We start from the raw sequence: 15,584 nt of genomic DNA on the forward strand, positions 1-15,584 counted from the left end.
TTTGTCCGACTCTGGCGGGACTGCAAACGACCCCATCGGTCCGCACCGTTTGAGCTGTTTCCCTAATTAGAACTATGGAGCAAATCATGAAGAAGAAACTCCTGTGCTGTGCCCTCCTGGGCGCCATGGCGACTGCAACCTCCGCGATGGCGCAGGATTTTGACGACCGCTGGTACGTCTCCGGCGGCCTGGGCTTCAACTTCCAGGACGACGACCGCGGCACTGAAGACGTCGCGTTCGGCACGATCGGCCTGGGCAAGTTCCTGACCCCGAACTGGTCGCTGGACGTCGAAGCCAACTACCAGAACCCGATGCTGCGCGGCTCTGACCTGCTGTTCAGCCAGTACGGCCTGTCGGTCGACTCGCGCTACCACTTCCTGCGCGAAGGCAGCAACTGGTGGCCGTACATCCGCATGGGCCTGGGCTACCAGCGCGCCGAGGAAGAGTTCGACAACTTCCCGAGCCCGAACTCCCCGGGCCAGCGTGAGGATTCCTTCCTCGCCGCCAACCTGGGCGTCGGCCTGCAGGCCGACTACGACCGTTACGCGCTGCGTGGCGAGCTCGGCACCCGCGTCTCCTTCGACGACACCTCGGTGGTCGCGCCGGACTCCAACTCCTTCGGCGACATCCTGGCCTCGATGTCCGTGCTGGTGAAGCTGGGCAACCTGCCGGCCCCGGTCATCCCGGAAGAGCCGGTGGTCCAGACCACCTGCGCCGACCTCGATGACGACGGCGACGGCGTCAACAACTGCGACGACAAGTGCCCGGGTTCGGTTGCCGGCCAGGCCATTGGTCCGGACGGTTGCCCGGTTCCGCTGACGATCGACCTCAAGGGCGTGAACTTCGACTTCGACAAGGCCACCCTGCGTCCCGACGCGGTCGTGATCCTCGACGAAGCCATCGCGATCCTGAAGAAGTACCCGCAGCTCAAGGTCGAAGTCGCCGGTCACACCGACGCCATCGGCACCGAGCAGTACAACCAGGGTCTGTCCGAACGTCGCGCCAAGACCGTGTACGACTACCTGACCAACGCCGGTATCGGCGCTGATCGCCTGGTCGGTCCGAACGGTTACGGCGAGAGCCGCCCGATCGACACCAACGACACCGCCGAAGGCCGTGCGCGCAACCGCCGCACCGAGCTGAACGTGCAGAACTAAGCAACACGGTTCGAAGGTAATACCGAAGCCCGGCCTAGTGCCGGGCTTCGTTTTTTTGGCGGACGTCGTTCAGGAAACCGCGTTGCGCATCGTGGTTGCGAAGCCTAAGCTTTGCGCAGTCCCGATCGCCCCCACGGTGAAGAATGAAACGCACCCTGATTTCGTTGATGCTGTCCGCCCCGATGCTTGCACTTGCCGCCGAGCCGATGCAGGCCGCCGAGCCGGCTCAAACCACGCTGGCCGCCGAACCGGACTGCGCCCCGACCGGGACGGCCGGGCCGGCGACGGCGTCCGGCCAGGACGAGGCCCCGGCACTGCCGTGCGTGGATACGACGGCGGCTGCGGCGCCGGTGGAGCCGGCCTACGTGCCCAAGACCGCGCACGACAACTCGCCGTACCGCTTCGACATGAACCAGAACGGCAAGCGCATGACCGCCGAGGAGTTCGACGCCTGGATGCAGGCCAAGGGTATCCGCGTCGCGACCGGCCAGCCCGGCGCAGCCAGTGGCCATCGTTCGGCCACGCAGGGCACGTCGGCGGCCAACCCGGTCACGCCGGCCCCGGACACCAAGCCGTCGCCGCCGCCGCCGCGCGAAGACGACTGACCCGGCCTCAGGGCTTCCGGAAGCGGTAGTGCGCCACCAGCCACTGCCGCCCGTCGTCATAGCCGAACAGTTCGGCGCAGGCCATCCAGAACATCCGCCAGCGCTGGGCCCATCGCGGTGCCGCTTCGGCACCGTAGGCCGATTCGAGCACGGTCAGCACCTCGCGGTGGTTGCGGTCCTGGTTCTCGAGCCAGTGGTTGGCGGTGCGCTGGTAGTGTGAACCGGGCAGCAGCCAGCGCTGTTCGATGGCCAGGTCCTGCTGGAAGTGCAGCAGGGTGTCCGCCGACGGCATCAGGCCGCCGGTGAAGAAGTACCGGCCCATCCAGTTGTCGTCGCCCTCGGTGAGGAAGGGGTACATCAGGTACCTGTGCGCGAAGATGTGCACGAACAGCTTGCCGCCGGGCTTGAGCCAGCGCGCGATCTTGGCCAGCAGGTGCTGGTAGTTGCGCATGTGTTCGAACATCTCGATGGACACGACGCGGTCGAAGGCCGCCTCGGGCATGTCCAGCTGCACCACGTCACGGGTCAGGATCTCGACGTTGCCCAGCCCCCTTGCCGCCGCCTGCGCCATGATGTGTTCGCGCTGGCTGGCCGAGTTGGAGACGCCGGTGATGCGCGCGTTCGGATAGCGGGCCGCCATCCAGAGCGTCAGCGACCCCCAGCCGCAGCCCAGTTCCAGGATGTGCTGGCCGTCGGCAAGCTCCGCCCGCTCGCCGTACAGGGCCAGCATGGCCTCCTCGGCCTGGTCCAGGCTCTCGTGGCCGGTCGGATAGTAGGCGCTGGAGTATTTCAGCCGTGCGCCCAGGCACAGTTCGAAGAATCGTGCCGGCACTTCGTAGTGTTGTTCGTTGGCGGCCGCCGTCTCGATCGCGATGGGGCTCAGGCGCAGTTCGGCGAGCAGTTCGCGGAAGCGGGCATCGGCACGGTCCAGGTCGCCGCCGCCTTCCTCGCGAAGCCGCTGGGCACACAGCCGGCGGATACCGAGGCGGGTCAGCGCGTCGGGCACCAGCCCGCGCTCGCAAAGTTCGATCAGGGACATCCGGTCACTCCAGGGAAGGGGAAGACTTGCGCGGCGGCCAGGGGAAGAAGGCGCTGACCTCGCGCTGGTAGCGGCGGTAGTCCTCGCCGCGGCTGCGTTCGGCCTGTTTTTCGGTCCAGGGGATGCCGCTGACCCGGTAGAGGAAGGCGAACATCAGGACCGGGCCGACCAGGCTCAGCCAGAACAGGTCGCCGCCCACCGCCAGGCAGACATAGGCGAACCAGTGCAGCCACTCGAAAAAATAGTTCGGGTGCCGCGACCAGCCCCACAGGCCGATCCGGCAGGTCTTGCCGGCATTGGACGCGTCGGCGCGGAATCGCGCCAGCTGGCGGTCGGCCAGGCTTTCCCCGGCCATCGCGCCCAGCCAGACCAGCACGGCCAAAGCCGTCCAGCCCGTGAGATGGTAGACCCCGTTGTCGGCCGCGGCGATGAAGGGCAGGGCGAACAGGGCCACGACCACCGCCTGGAGCTGGAAAAACGCGAAGAATTTCGCCGGGCTGCCGTTCCATTCCGCGCGCAGCGCGCGGTAGCGGCCGTCTTCTTCTTCGTTGAGTACGCGGTGCAGCAGGTGCAGGCACAGGCGTGCGCCCCAGACGCTGCCGAACATCGCCACCAGGCCGCGGCTCATCGGCGAGCCCTCGCCGACCACGCCCACCAACAGCGCCGCCAGCGCCATCAGCCCGGCCCAGCCCACGTCCACGTAGCCCACGTTGCGCACGCGCATCGCGAAGGCCCAGAGCGCCACCATGGCCAGCGCCGAGCCCAGCCAGACCAGGCCCACCGTCATCCAGGGATTCATGCCGTCGTCCTCCTGCGTCGGGCGCCGGCGTCACCGGCGACGGCCAGCCGTCCGTCGATCGCGAACAGCAGGGGCAGCACCACCGCCCAACCCAGCGCCAGCGCCGTGAGCACGCTGGCCACCGGGGCGCCGAAACTCACGGCGTCGAAGGCGCCGGCGGCGGTCCAGTAGGCCAGCGGGCCGCCAACCAGGCCCAGGGCCGCGGCGGCCAGCGGCCATTGCCGCAGGCGTGCCATCGAATGATTGAGCGTGAGCGCGAAACCGACCCACAGCGACGCGATCCAGGCCGGCGCGACGCCCGTCCACGGCCAGGCTTCGGCATACACCAACCAGCCCGAGGCGGCGAAGGCGCTGTCGAGTGCGATGCCCAGCGGCAGGGCCACGGCCAACAGGCGCAGGTCGTCGCGTGCGCGGCCACCCCAGGCCAGCATCGCCGCCGCGAAGGCCAGCGCGGCCAGCGGGCCGGCCCAGGCCAGTCCGGCACCGGCGCCGGCGACGCTGGCCAGCCAGACGGCCTGGAAGCCGACCACGTTGGCGAGGGTGAGCCAGGCGCCCTTCATTCAGGCTGCCTCGGGGGCGGGCAGGTACTGCGGACGACGATTGCCCGGGCGCGCCATCAGCAGGTGCACGTCGCCAATGGAGCGCTCGATGAAGCCGCCCTCGCAGTAACAAAGGTAGAACTCCCACATCCGGATGAAACGCTCGTCGTAACCCTGGCGGCGCACTTCGTCGAGGCGATCGAGGAAGCGAAGGCGCCAGTGGCGCAGGGTCAGCGCATAACTCGGTCCGATGTCCTCGAGGTTGACCAGGCGCAGGTCGCTGGCCTTGGCGGCGGCGCCGGTGAGGGCGCTGACGCTCGGTATGAAGCTGCCCGGGAAGATGAATCGCTTGATGAAGTCCACCGAGCCCAGCGCCTGCTGGTAACGGTGGTCCTCGATCGTGATCGCCTGGATCAGCGCCAGGCCGTCGGGCTTGAGCAACGAGGCGCACTTGGCCAGGTAGGTTTCCAGGTACTGGTGGCCGATGGCCTCCACCATCTCGATCGAGACCAGCTTGTCGTATTCGCCCTGCAGGTCGCGATAGTCGTTGAGCAACACCGTCACCCGGTCCGACAGGCCGGCCGCGGCCACCCGCTCCAGGGCCAGGGCGTGCTGTTCCCTGGAAATGGTCGTGGTGGTGACGCGGCAGCCAAAGCGCGAAGCGGCGTGCACCGCCAGGCCACCCCAGCCGGTGCCGATCTCGACCAGGTGATCGCTCGGCTTGAGGTCGAGCTTGTGGCAGATGCGCTCGAGCTTGCGCCACTGCGCCTGCTCCAGGCTTTCGTCCTCGTCGGCGAAGATCGCCGAGGAGTACATCATCGACTCATCCAGGAACAGTTCGAACAGCGGGTTGCCCAGGTCGTAGTGCGCGGCGATGTTGCGCCGGCTGCCGGCGCGGGTGTTGCGGCGCAGGGCGTGCCAGCCGCGCAGCAGCCAGCCGCCGACACGCGCCAGCCCGGTTTCCATGGCGTCCAGGCGGTCGCGGTTGATGACCAGCAGGCGCACCAGCGCCACCAGGTCGTCGCAACGCCACAGGCCGTCCATGTAGGCCTCGCCGGCGCCGACCGAACCCTGGGCAGCGGCCGCGCGGTAAAAACCCGGGTCCAGCACTTCGATGCGCACGGCCAGGCCCGGGTCGCTGCCCAGGTTGACCGTGCCCAGCGCGTCCACCACCTGCACGCGGCCGCCCGCGAGGCCGTCGAGGGTGGCCAGCAGGCGCTGGCGCAGCGCGCGGTCGAGCGCGCCGTAGCGGGCGGCACGTTGCGCGGGGCTGGCCAGGCTGTCGGCGGTTGAACTCATCGGGGACTCCGGGGCAGTGAATCGGGATGCGGATGGAAGGGCGTGCGTTTGAGCCAAAGGCGCGCGGCCTGCCAGTAGATCGCGGCGCCCACCTTCGCGGTAAGCAATGGATAACGCGCCAGGCATGAAGCCAGCGTGTTTCCGGTCAGTGGCCGGCGCTCGAGCACCAGCGTGGCGTCGAATTCCCGCTGGTCATCCCGCATCACGTCCATGTGAACGCGCAGCGATTCATCCGGCGGCTGCAGGATCCAGCGATAACGCCGCTGCATGGGCATGAAGGGCGAGACATGGAAGGCCTTGTCAAAGTCCCAGTGCAACACGCCGCCGTGGTCCTGGGCGTCGGCGACGTCGAGCAGGTAGGCGTGGCGCTGGTTCCAGGGCGTATTGGTGATCTCGGCAAGCACCCAGTCCAGGGTCACCCCGTCGTCGCCGTAGCCGTAGTAGAAGCTGACCGGGTTCATGGTCTTGCCGAAATAGCGGCCATGGGTCAGCAACCGGATCGGGCCGGTCGGTCGCTGGCCGCGCTGCCCCTGCACGTGGTCGCGCACGGCGACGTCGAGCGGCAGCGACGGGTCGCCGAAATAGTCGCGCCGGCGGAACTGCGCCAGGTTCGGCCGGTCCACCGACCAGAGCCAGCGGCCCGAGAACACCTGGTCGAGTTCGGCCAGGTCCAGGTACAGCTGGAACATGCGGTAGCGGAAGGCATGACCCACCGGCGCATGCCGCCGATGCCGCACCCAGCCTTCGTAGATGGCCGAATTCAGGCCCATTGCACGCCCAGCGAACGCGCGACGTCGATGCCGCTGCGCAGGCCGTCCTCGTGGAAGCCATGACCCCAGTAGGCGCCGGCGTACCAGGTGCGGTTGACGCCATTGACCTCGGCCCGGCGGGCCTGGGCGGCGACGCTGGCATGCGTGTACACGGGGTGATGGTAGTTCATGCGCGCCAGCACCTTGGCGGGGTCGATCGCCTGGCCGCGGCCGAGGGTGACGACGAAGGGCTCCGGGCTGTCGAACGACTGGAGGTGGTTCATGCAATAGCTGACGGTGCAGTGGGCGTTTTGATCGCGCGGCACGTGGGCATTCCAGGCCGCCCAGGCCTTGCGTCGCTTCGGTAGCAGCCGGGCGTCGGTGTGCAGCACCGTTTCATTGGCCTGGTAGGGAATGGCGCCCAGCACCTCGCGCTCGGCCGGGCTGGGGTCGGCCAGCAGGGCCAGGGCCTGGTCGCTGTGACAGGCCAGCACGACCTGGTCGAATCGTTCGCTGCCCTGGTCGGTATCGATCTCCACCGCGGTCTCGCCGCGACGGATCCGGCGCACGGGGCTCGACAGCCGCACCTGAGCCGACCAATTTTTCTGCATGGCTTCGACATAACGCGAAGAGCCGCCGCACACCACCCGCCACTGCGGCCGGTCGCTGATCTGCAGCATGTGGTGGTTGGCCATGAACGCCACCAGGTATTTGGCCGGGAACGCGAGGACCGACTGCGATGGGGACGACCACAGCGCCGAGGCCATCGGCACCAGGTGGTCCCGGGTGAACAGTTCCGAATAGCCGCCGTCCTGCAGGTATTGGCCGAGGGTGGGGCCTTCGCCGGCTTCGGCCAGCAGCGCCGGCGCTTCCCGGTAGAAACGCCGGATGTCGCCCACCATCCGCCAGAATCGCGGCGAGACCAGGTTCCGGCGCTGGCAGAACAGGCCGTCCAGGTCGGTGGCGTTGTACTCCAGGCCATTGCCCTCGTCGTGCACCGAGAAGCTCATGGTCGTCGGCTGGCTGGGGATGGCCAGCTCATCGAAGAGCCGGGTCAGCAGCGGATAGTTGCCCGGGTTGAAGACGATGAAACCGGAATCCACGCGATAGCTGCGGCCGGCCTGTTCGACGCGGTGCGTGTGGGTGTGGCCGCCGAGCCGGGACTCGCGCTCGAACAGCACCACCTCGTGCGCGCGCGAGAGCAGCCAGGCGGCGCCGAGGCCGGCGATGCCGCTGCCCACGACGGCGATCTTCATGCCGGCTCCCGGCGGACGTTGCGCAGCGCCGCCGGAACCGGCCGCAGGTCGCTCACCAGGCCCAGCGCCGCCAGGGCGCGCAGTCCCAGGTAGGTCAGGTCCAGCTCCCACCAGGCAAAGCCCTGGCGGGCCGAGCCGGGAAAGTGGTGGTGGTTGTTGTGCCAGCCTTCGCCGAAGGTGAGCAGCGCCAGCAGCGCATTGTTGCGGCTGTCGTCGCGGGTGGCGAAGCGGCGGCTGCCCCATCGGTGGGCCAGGGAGTTGATGGTGACCGTGACATGGAAGAGCACCACCGTGGACACGAAGAAACCCCAGACCAGGAGCTGCGGCCCGTTCGTGCCCAGTCCCGGGAAAGCCGTTTCCAACCAGGCACCCAGGCCGAACAGGCCCGTGGCCAGCAGCACCGGCACCAGGATGTCGTAGCGATCGAGCAGGCGCAGTTCCGGGAAGCGCGCCAGGTCGCGCACGGAATCGAGGTCCGTGCGGAAGGATCGCCGGGTCAGGAACCAGCCCATGTGGCTGTGCAGGAAGCCGTGGCGCGGCGAATGCACGTCGTGTTCGGTATCGGCGTGGCGATGGTGGTGACGGTGATGCGCGGCCCACCACAGCGGCCCGCGCTGCACCGAGGCCGCGCCGACGAGGGCGAAGACGAACTGCACCGGTCGCGAGGTGCGGAAGGCCTTGTGCGAGAAGTAGCGGTGGTAGAAGCCGGTGATCGCGAACATGCGTGCCGCGTAAAGCGCCACCGCCGTCCCGAGCGCGAACCAGGAGAACCCGACCCAGACCACGCCCAGGCAGGCCAGGTGCAGGCCGACGAAGGGCAGCACCCGCAGCCAGTCGATGCGGTCGGGGTCGCGGCCGTCCTCGACGGGCGCGGCGCCGGTGTCGAACCATAGCGCCAGCGCCTGCAGGGGGCGGCGCCAGCCGGTGGCGTGGGTAGGGGAGGGCGGCGTAGTCGGCATGGGCGAATGGTCGGCTTCACGCGGTGATGGGTCGGTGAACCGGGCCCCGGGCTGGCGCCACGCGCCCGGCCTGCGCCATGCTTCACGCATGAACGCGCCGACGCGAAAATCCACGGGCAACACGCCACGACACGGCGTCGCCCGCGTGCTCTCGAAGCTGGGCCTTTGCTCGCGAACCGAAGCGGCGCGCTGGGTGGAAGCCGGACGCGTCGCGGTCAATGGCAAACCGGTCGGCGATCCGGAATTCCCCGTCGTCCAGGGACGTGATCGCCTTTCGCTGGACGGCAAACCGCTGGCCGCCGCCGGACGGGTGGTCATCGCACTCAACAAGCCACGCGGCCTGGTCACCACGGCCAGCGACGAGCGCGGACGCGACACCGTCTACCGCTGCCTGGAAGGCAGCGGCCTGCCCTGGCTGGCACCCGTCGGGCGTCTGGACCAGGCCAGCGAGGGGCTGCTGCTCATGGCCAACGACCCGGCCTGGGCGGCCGCGATCACCGACCCGGCGACCGGCCCCGACAAGACCTACCACGTGCAGGTGGATGCGGTGCCCGACGACTCCCGGCTGGCGCGACTGGTCGTGGGTGTCGACTGCGACGGCGAGCGCCTGGCGGCGAAATCGGCCCGCCTGCTGCGCAGCGGCGGCCGCACCGCCTGGCTCGAGATCGTGCTCGACGAAGGCCGCAACCGGCAGATCCGCCGGCTGCTGGCGGCTGAAGGCCTGCAGACCCGGCGCCTGATCCGGGTCGCCATCGGCACGCTGCCGCTGGGCACCCTGGCCAAGGGGGCTTGGCGTCGCCTCGACGACGCGGAACTATCGGCATTGGCCCCGGTGGGCCGGAGATGAGCATGTCCGATCCGATATCCATACGCCGCGCCGAGCCCGAAGACTTCGCCGCGGTGCAGGCCATCTACGCCGCGCCCATCGCGCAGGCGGGCACCCTGCAGTTGCCGTTCCCCTCGCTCGACCTATGGCGGCAGCGGCTGCAGGCCGTGGACCCCAACGCGCACCTGCTGCTGGCCTGCGTCGGCGGCGAGGTGGCCGGGCAACTGGGTCTTTACCTGTCGACGAACCCGCGCCGGCGCCACGTCGGCGACCTGGGCATGGGCGTGCGCGATGATTTCCAGGGGCGGGGGGTCGGCACCGCGCTGCTGAAGGCAGCGCTTGGGCTCGCCGATGGCTGGCTGCAGCTGCGCCGGCTGGAGCTGCAGGTCTACGCCGACAACGCGGCTGGCATCGCGCTCTACACGCGCCACGGGTTCGTCGAGGAAGGCCGCCATCGCGATTTCGCCTTCCGCGATGGCAGTTACGTGGACGCGCTGAGCCTGGCCCGGGTGAAACCGCGCTGACGGCGCGGCGGCTGGCCTCAGCCGCCGATGACGCCCAGTTCCCGGCCGACCTTGGTGAACGCGGCGATGGCGCGGTCCAGGTGTTCGCGGGTGTGGGCGGCCGACATCTGGGTGCGGATGCGGGCCTGGCCCTTGGGCACGACCGGGAAGAAGAAACCGATCACGTAGATGCCTTCCTCCAGCAGCCGGGTGGCGAAGGCCTGCGCCAGCGGTGCGTCGTAGAGCATCACCGGCACGATCGGGTGCACGCCGGGCTTGAGGTCGAAGCCGGCGGCGGTCATTTGCTCGCGGAAGTAGGCGGTGTTCTCCTGCAGGCACCCGCGCAGGTCGCCCGCGGTGGCCAGCATGTCGAACACCCGGGTGCCCGCGGCCACCACGTGCGGCGGCAGCGAATTGGAGAACAGGTAGGGGCGCGAACGCTGGCGCAGCATCTCGATCACTTCCGCCCGGCCGGTGGTGAAACCGCCCAGCGCGCCGCCCAGGGCCTTGCCCAGGGTGCCGGTGATGATGTCGATCTTCTCCAGCACGCCCTTGACCTCGGCGCTGCCGCGGCCGGTTTCGCCCAGGAAGCCGGTGGCGTGGCACTCGTCGATGTGCACCAGGGCGCCGTACTTCTCCGCCAACGCGGTGATCTGGTCCAGCGGCGCGATGAAACCGTCCATCGAGAACACGCCGTCGGTGGTGATCATGATCGTGCGCGCGCCGTCCGCCTTGGCCTGCTGCAGCTGCTTTTCCAGGTCGGCCATGTCGCAGTTGGCGTAGCGATAGCGCTTGGCCTTGCAAAGGCGCACGCCGTCGATGATCGAGGCGTGGTTGAGCGCATCGGAAATGATCGCGTCCTGCTCGCCCAGCAGCGGCTCGAACAGACCGCCGTTGGCGTCGAAGCAGGCCGCGTACAGGATCGTGTCCTGCTTGCCGAAGAAGCCGGCGATCTTCGCCTCCAGCTCCTTGTGCAGGTCCTGGGTGCCGCAGATGAAGCGGACGCTCGCCATGCCGAAGCCGTGGCTGTCGAGCGCGTCCTTCGCGGCCTGGATCACGTCCGGGTGGTCGGCCAGGCCCAGGTAGTTGTTGGCGCAGAAATTGAGCACCTTCGCGCCGTCGGCCAGCGCGATTTCGGCCGACTGCGGCCCGGTGATCACACGCTCGGATTTGAACAGGCCCTGGTCGCGGATGGCGTCGAGTTCGGCGGCGTAGCGGGCGAGGTCGGACGAGGGCATGGGCTGGGCTCTGGCAAGGACTGGGGCCGGCATTATGCCAAGACCTGTTTGTTGCGCTGCAGCATCCCCTATGCTCCAGCCAGTGCTGCCCCTTCCACAAGGACCTGTCCCGATGAAGACCCGCAAACTCCTGCCCTTCGCCCTGGCCGCCGCCCTGGTCGCGCTGCCGCTGGCCGCCGCCGCCCAGGACGAGGACGACGCTTCCGAAGAGGCGTCCATGCTCAGCTGGAACGCCGCCATCGCCACCGACTACATGTTCCGCGGCGTTTCCCAGACCGATGGCGAAGCCTCGCTGCAGCTCGGCGCCGACCTGGGCTTCGACAACGGTCTGTATGTCGGCGCTTGGGGCTCGAACGTCGACTTCGGCGCCGGTGGCCCGGACGTCGAGATCGATACCTACATCGGCTGGAACGTCGACCTGTCCGATCGCTGGAACCTCGACCTGATGCTCAACCGCTACAACTACATCGGCGAGCAGGACGGCTACGGCGACATCGACTACAACGAGTTCATCGGCGTCCTGGCCCTGGACGAGACCTGGTCGTTCACCCTGGGCTACACCAACGACGTCTACGCGCTCGACGACGACGGTTTCTATTACGCCGTGGGCGGCAGTTTCGACCTGGGCTACGACTGGGGGCTGGACGTCACCGTCGGCCACAGCACCTTCGGCTCGTCCACCGGCATCGAGGACTACAGCGACTTTTCGTTCTCGTTCAACCGCGACTTCGGGCCGGTCAACGCCGCCATCGGCTACTACGCCACCGACAGCGAGGGCGACGTCAACTTCGGCGACGCCGCCGACAACCGGTTCATGCTGACCCTGTCGATCGGAGGCTGATCCTCCGCGCGCCGCCAGGACGAAGGCCGCCGGCAAAGGCGGCCTTCGTCGTTTCAGTAGCCGGGTTCTTCGGCGTAGGGCGGGCGGCCCGGGTAGTCGCGGACCTGCACGAGCCGCCAGCCACGGGCCAGCAGTTCGATGCGTGCGGCGTCGGTGACGTGGCCCCCGACCAGCAGCCGGCGCTCGCCGGCATGGGCGAACACCTCCTGGTCCAGCCATCGCGCCATTTGCTCGTCCCAGTCCAGCCAGTCGAGCCCCAGAGGCAGCCAGAGCCCGCCCTGCGGATCCAGGTAGGCCACCCACGCGCCCTGCGTGACGAAACGACCACGGCGCGCCTCCGCGGGCAGGCTGGCGTCGAGCAGTCGCATGCCATTGACGACGAACCGGGCCTGCGGTTCATCGCCCGCCATCAGCGCCGTTTCGAGCAGCAGCTCGCAGCCGTCGTCCGGGTCCACCGCGTCGAGCAGGCGGACGAATTCCGATTGCAGCAGGGCGCCGTAGGCGCGGTCGCGCAGGAAGGTGCGACTGAGCAGGCCGTCCGTGCAGTGCAGCTCGAGGATGCCGGCGTTGACGCGCCGGACCTGGGCCGGCCGGGCCTTGAGCACCCACTGGTCCACTTGAACCGCCCGACCCAGCACCATCGTCGCCGGCCCGCCCAGCAGGCCCAGGACGTAACCCGACGCGTAGCGGCCGCTGGTTTCCGCCCAGGCCAGGCCATCGAGCTTCGGTGCCAGCAAGGGGTTGCGGGTGCCGGGATCGACGCCCAGCCGCACCGCCAGCGCGCGGCGGGCCGAGGCGTAACCCACTTCCTGCTCCGCCAGGCGCTCGGCTTCGCGGCCCAGGCGGCGCCAGAACCCCCGCCGCCGCTCCGGTGCATCGTCACCGGCCGCGCCCAGTGCCCCGCCCGGATTGGTGTAGGGCGAGCCCGAGTGCATCCAGTGTTCGTTGCCCATGTCGACCACGCGGCGCACGGACGCGCGCAGGCGCTGCCACTTTTCCGAGAAGTACCGGCCCACGCCCGCGGGCAGTCCCATGCCGGCCCGGGCCGGTTCGGCGGCGATGTCGCCGACCGCGGCCACCGGCACCAGGGCGCGTTCCCGCGCCGCGTCGGCGACCACGCCGCGCACGGTCGCCTCGTCCAGGGCCGCCAGCGCCGGCACTTCGCCGACCCGGACCGCCAGCTGCTCGACGCCGTCCACGGACAGGCTGCCCCAGTCGGTGTGCAGGGTGAAACGGGCAAGCCCGCCCCGGACCCGCGCCTCTTCCCCGACCGTCCAGCCGGGGCCCGCCAGCAGCGAGCCCTGCACCAGCGATGCGGCCGGTAGGGGCGTTTCGCGGGCAGGGTCCTCGGCCCGGGCCGGTGCCACGGCAATCGCGGCAAGTCCGGCAAGCGCCAGGGCCAGGGCGAGCGGCAGCGTGCCGACGGAGCGGCTCACGGTGGGTTCGGCGAATCCGGCGTCGTCGGGAAGGGGCTCAGCCCCAGCTGCAAACGACCTTGCCGCACTGGCCGCTGTCCATCAGCTCGAAGCCCTTCTGGAAGTCGTCCACGTGCATCTGGTGGGTGAGCACCTTGCCCAGCGGGAAGCCCGACTGCAGCAGCTGGGTCATCTTGTACCAGGTCTCGTACATCTTCCGGCCGTAGATGCCGTGCAGCACCAGGCCCTTGAAGATGACCTTGTCCCAGTTGATGCCGGCGCCGTTGGGAAGGATGCCCAGCAGGGCGATCTTGCCGCCGTGGTACATGCAGTCGAGCATGTCGTTGAAGGCGTGCGGGTTGCCGCTCATCTCCAGCGCCACGTCGAAGCCCTCCATGTGCAGGTCCTTCATGACGTCCTTGAGCGACTGCTTGGAGACGTTGACCACGCGGGTGGCGCCCATGTCGGCGGCGAGCTTGAGGCGGTAGTCGTTGACGTCGGTCACCACCACGTTGCGGGCGCCGATGTGCTTGCAGATGCCGGCGGCGATGATGCCGATCGGGCCGGCACCGGTGATGAGCACGTCCTCGCCGACCACGTCGAACTCCAGCGCGCAATGCGCGGCGTTGCCGTAGGGGTCGAAGAACGCGGCCAGCTCCGAGGGGATGCTGTCCGGGATCGGCCACAGGTTGGACGAAGGCATCACCACGTATTCGGCGAAGGCGCCGTTGCGGTTGACGCCGATGCCGGTGGTGTTGGGGCACAGGTGCTGGCGGCCGGCGCGGCAGTTGCGGCAGTGCCCGCAGACGATGTGGCCTTCGGCCGAAACGCGGTCACCCAGCGCGTAGCCGGTGACGCCCGGACCCATCTCGACGATGCGGCCGACGAATTCGTGGCCGATCACCAGGCCGGGCTTGATGGTGCGCTGGCTCCACTCGTCCCACTTGTAGATATGCAGGTCGGTGCCGCAGATCGCGGTCTTCTCGAGCTTGATCAGCACTTCGTTGGGGCCGGGCGAAGGCACCGGCACCTCTTCCATCCAGATGCCTTTCTCGGGGTGGCGCTTCACCAGCGCCTTCATCGTTTGCTGTGCCATGTCTTGTCGGTCCGCGAGGCCCTTGCCGGGCCGTGAAGCCGCCAATTATACCCGCCAGCCGTGAATCGGCCGGCAAGGCGGCCAGCCGGCGTTCAGGGCAGTTCGATGCGCCAGCCGACGGCCAGCATCCGTTCGTCCAGGAACGCATGGCCAAAGCGCGTGCGCCACTCGACGAAGGCCGAATGACCGCCGGTGAACACGAATACCGCGCCCAGCCCGGCTTCGCCCCAGTTGGCGTCGGCGTCGTCGGTGTCGAACACGATCGGCGTATTGCCGGCATCGGCGGCGAAGCTGACCGCCAGCGGCCGCGCCGGATTGGCGAACTCGTGGCGCCAGCCCAGCCGTGCCAGGGGCTGCCAGATGCCCCAGGTCGTCGAGAACGTGCGGGCCAGGCCGACATCCACGCGCCCGCGCCGACTGGTGATGGTCCGGCCGGGCACCACCAGGGCCAGGCCTGCGCCGCCGGCCTCCCGATAGGCTTCGATCTGCGTTTCCTGCCAGTCCAGGCCGCCCGACAGCTGCCACTCCCAGGCACCCGCCGGGCGCGACCAGGTGGCGCCGATGCCGGCAAGGGTGCGATCGGCGTCGGCGCGGGCGGTCGCCAGCGCCTGCACCGACACGCCGCTCAACAAGGTGTAGTCGATGGCCCGTCGCAGGTCGTAGTTTCCCTGCAGCCGGCCGCCATAGGCATCCACCGAAAGGGCGTCGGTGGCCATCCACCCGGCCATGAGCATCGCGCCGGTGTAGCGGGTACGGGTGTCGCCGCCGGAACCGAGGAAGTCGAGGTCTTCCCGGGCGTGGTTGAGCAGCAGGCCCAGCCGCCAGTCGGCCCGGGGTGCCCAGTCGAGACCGGCGCTCAGGGCCCAGGTGTCGCCGTCGAAGGGCGCTTCGTTGACGCCATTGCGGCGTTCCAGGCGCCCGACATCGGCGCTGGCGAAGGCCGACCAGCCGGCGCCCAGCTCGGTGCGCAGTTCGTCCTGGTCTGGCGAGCCGTCTCGCGTCGCGGCCCGTCCCTGGCCGGGGATCTCGCCCAGGAAGTTGCCCGAGGCCGAACTGTCGCGACTGCCCGGGCCGCCATTGGCGATTTCGGTGCAGCGCGCGGCCAGTTCGCTGCCGGGGGCCGCGCCCAGGCACAGCGTGGTCCAGAGGTTGGCGAGGGCATCGTCGGGCGACTGGGCGCGCGCCGTTGCGGCCAGGCCCGCCATTGCCAGGCAAAAAGCCACGATCCAGGTCCTTGCACGCATATCCACGCCTCCCGTGTCC

Annotated in this window: 16 protein-coding genes; 5 read left to right on the forward strand and 11 right to left on the reverse strand. The window is 69.1% G+C overall.

What is annotated here, in order from left to right; all coding sequences use genetic code 11:
* Positions 1-86: 86 nt before the first annotated feature.
* Both N788_RS12490 and N788_RS14085 read left to right on the forward strand, forming a co-directional pair.
* The gene (locus tag N788_RS12490) at positions 87-1,157 is read left to right on the forward strand and encodes an OmpA family protein (RefSeq protein ID WP_034225810.1); all 1,071 of its coding nucleotides are present in this window, start codon (positions 87-89) and stop codon (positions 1,155-1,157) included.
* Positions 1,158-1,300: 143 nt separating this feature from the next.
* Positions 1,301-1,762 carry an HAD family hydrolase gene (locus N788_RS14085; RefSeq protein ID WP_051924640.1) on the forward strand — a complete coding sequence of 154 codons (462 nt, stop codon included), beginning with the start codon at positions 1,301-1,303 and terminating at the stop codon, positions 1,760-1,762.
* Between the two features lie 7 nt (positions 1,763-1,769).
* Here the strand turns inward: N788_RS14085 and N788_RS12500 are convergent, their stop codons facing one another.
* Genes N788_RS12500 through N788_RS12530 form a run of 7 tightly spaced genes read right to left on the reverse strand, consistent with a single transcriptional unit; the run spans position 1,770 to position 8,402 of the window.
* Entirely contained in the window at positions 1,770-2,801 is a 1,032-nt protein-coding gene (locus tag N788_RS12500; protein WP_034225620.1) for an SAM-dependent methyltransferase, read from the reverse strand.
* Positions 2,802-2,805: 4 nt separating this feature from the next.
* Positions 2,806-3,600, reverse strand: coding sequence for a DUF1295 domain-containing protein (locus N788_RS12505; RefSeq protein ID WP_034225622.1), 795 nt, complete (start codon positions 3,598-3,600; stop codon positions 2,806-2,808).
* Positions 3,597-4,160: a DUF2878 domain-containing protein gene (locus N788_RS12510; RefSeq protein ID WP_034225624.1), complete on the reverse strand. Its 564-nt coding sequence runs from the start codon at positions 4,158-4,160 to the stop codon at positions 3,597-3,599. The genes N788_RS12505 and N788_RS12510 overlap by 4 nt, the downstream gene beginning before the upstream one ends.
* Positions 4,161-5,438 carry an SAM-dependent methyltransferase gene (locus N788_RS12515; RefSeq protein ID WP_034225625.1) on the reverse strand — a complete coding sequence of 426 codons (1,278 nt, stop codon included), beginning with the start codon at positions 5,436-5,438 and terminating at the stop codon, positions 4,161-4,163.
* Complete coding sequence (locus N788_RS12520; RefSeq protein ID WP_034225627.1) at positions 5,435-6,208, reverse strand: DUF1365 domain-containing protein; 774 nt, start codon at positions 6,206-6,208, stop codon at positions 5,435-5,437. The genes N788_RS12515 and N788_RS12520 overlap by 4 nt, the downstream gene beginning before the upstream one ends.
* Positions 6,199-7,443, reverse strand: a complete 1,245-nt coding sequence (locus N788_RS12525) for an NAD(P)/FAD-dependent oxidoreductase (RefSeq protein ID WP_034225629.1) — start codon at positions 7,441-7,443, stop codon at positions 6,199-6,201. The genes N788_RS12520 and N788_RS12525 overlap by 10 nt, the downstream gene beginning before the upstream one ends.
* A complete protein-coding gene (locus tag N788_RS12530) occupies positions 7,440-8,402 on the reverse strand; it encodes an acyl-CoA desaturase (protein ID WP_051924641.1) in 963 nt (320 codons plus the stop codon). The genes N788_RS12525 and N788_RS12530 overlap by 4 nt, the downstream gene beginning before the upstream one ends.
* An 88-nt stretch (positions 8,403-8,490) precedes the next feature.
* Between N788_RS12530 and N788_RS12535 the strand changes: the two genes are divergently transcribed.
* Both N788_RS12535 and N788_RS12540 read left to right on the forward strand, forming a co-directional pair.
* The gene (locus N788_RS12535; RefSeq protein WP_051924642.1) at positions 8,491-9,249 is read left to right on the forward strand and encodes a pseudouridine synthase; all 759 of its coding nucleotides are present in this window, start codon (positions 8,491-8,493) and stop codon (positions 9,247-9,249) included.
* Positions 9,250-9,251: 2 nt separating this feature from the next.
* Complete coding sequence (locus N788_RS12540) at positions 9,252-9,752, forward strand: GNAT family N-acetyltransferase (RefSeq protein WP_034225631.1); 501 nt, start codon at positions 9,252-9,254, stop codon at positions 9,750-9,752.
* A 17-nt stretch (positions 9,753-9,769) separates the two neighbouring features.
* On the opposite strand, the gene kbl is transcribed toward N788_RS12540, so the two are convergent.
* On the reverse strand, positions 9,770-10,969 hold the full coding sequence (gene kbl, locus N788_RS12545) for a glycine C-acetyltransferase (protein ID WP_034225633.1): 1,200 nt from the start codon (positions 10,967-10,969) through the stop codon (positions 9,770-9,772).
* Between the two features lie 112 nt (positions 10,970-11,081).
* Here kbl and N788_RS12550 point away from each other — a divergent pair, with 112 nt between their 5' ends.
* Positions 11,082-11,810 (forward strand): TorF family putative porin, encoded by a 729-nt coding sequence (locus N788_RS12550; protein WP_034225635.1) that lies wholly within the window; start codon positions 11,082-11,084, stop codon positions 11,808-11,810.
* Positions 11,811-11,863: 53 nt separating this feature from the next.
* On the opposite strand, the gene N788_RS12555 is transcribed toward N788_RS12550, so the two are convergent.
* The 3 genes from N788_RS12555 to N788_RS12565 all read right to left on the reverse strand — a co-directional run bounded on the left by N788_RS12555 (position 11,864) and on the right by N788_RS12565 (position 15,565).
* Entirely contained in the window at positions 11,864-13,246 is a 1,383-nt protein-coding gene (locus tag N788_RS12555; RefSeq protein ID WP_034225637.1) for a hypothetical protein, read from the reverse strand.
* A gap of 37 nt (positions 13,247-13,283) precedes the next feature.
* The gene (gene tdh, locus N788_RS12560) at positions 13,284-14,321 is read right to left on the reverse strand and encodes an L-threonine 3-dehydrogenase (RefSeq protein ID WP_211250727.1); all 1,038 of its coding nucleotides are present in this window, start codon (positions 14,319-14,321) and stop codon (positions 13,284-13,286) included.
* A 92-nt stretch (positions 14,322-14,413) separates the two neighbouring features.
* Positions 14,414-15,565 carry an autotransporter outer membrane beta-barrel domain-containing protein gene (locus tag N788_RS12565; protein ID WP_084696042.1) on the reverse strand — a complete coding sequence of 384 codons (1,152 nt, stop codon included), beginning with the start codon at positions 15,563-15,565 and terminating at the stop codon, positions 14,414-14,416.
* Between the last annotated feature and the right edge of the window lie 19 nt (positions 15,566-15,584).

The organism is Arenimonas donghaensis DSM 18148 = HO3-R19, from assembly GCF_000743535.1.
Lineage (GTDB): Bacteria > Pseudomonadota > Gammaproteobacteria > Xanthomonadales > Xanthomonadaceae > Arenimonas > Arenimonas donghaensis.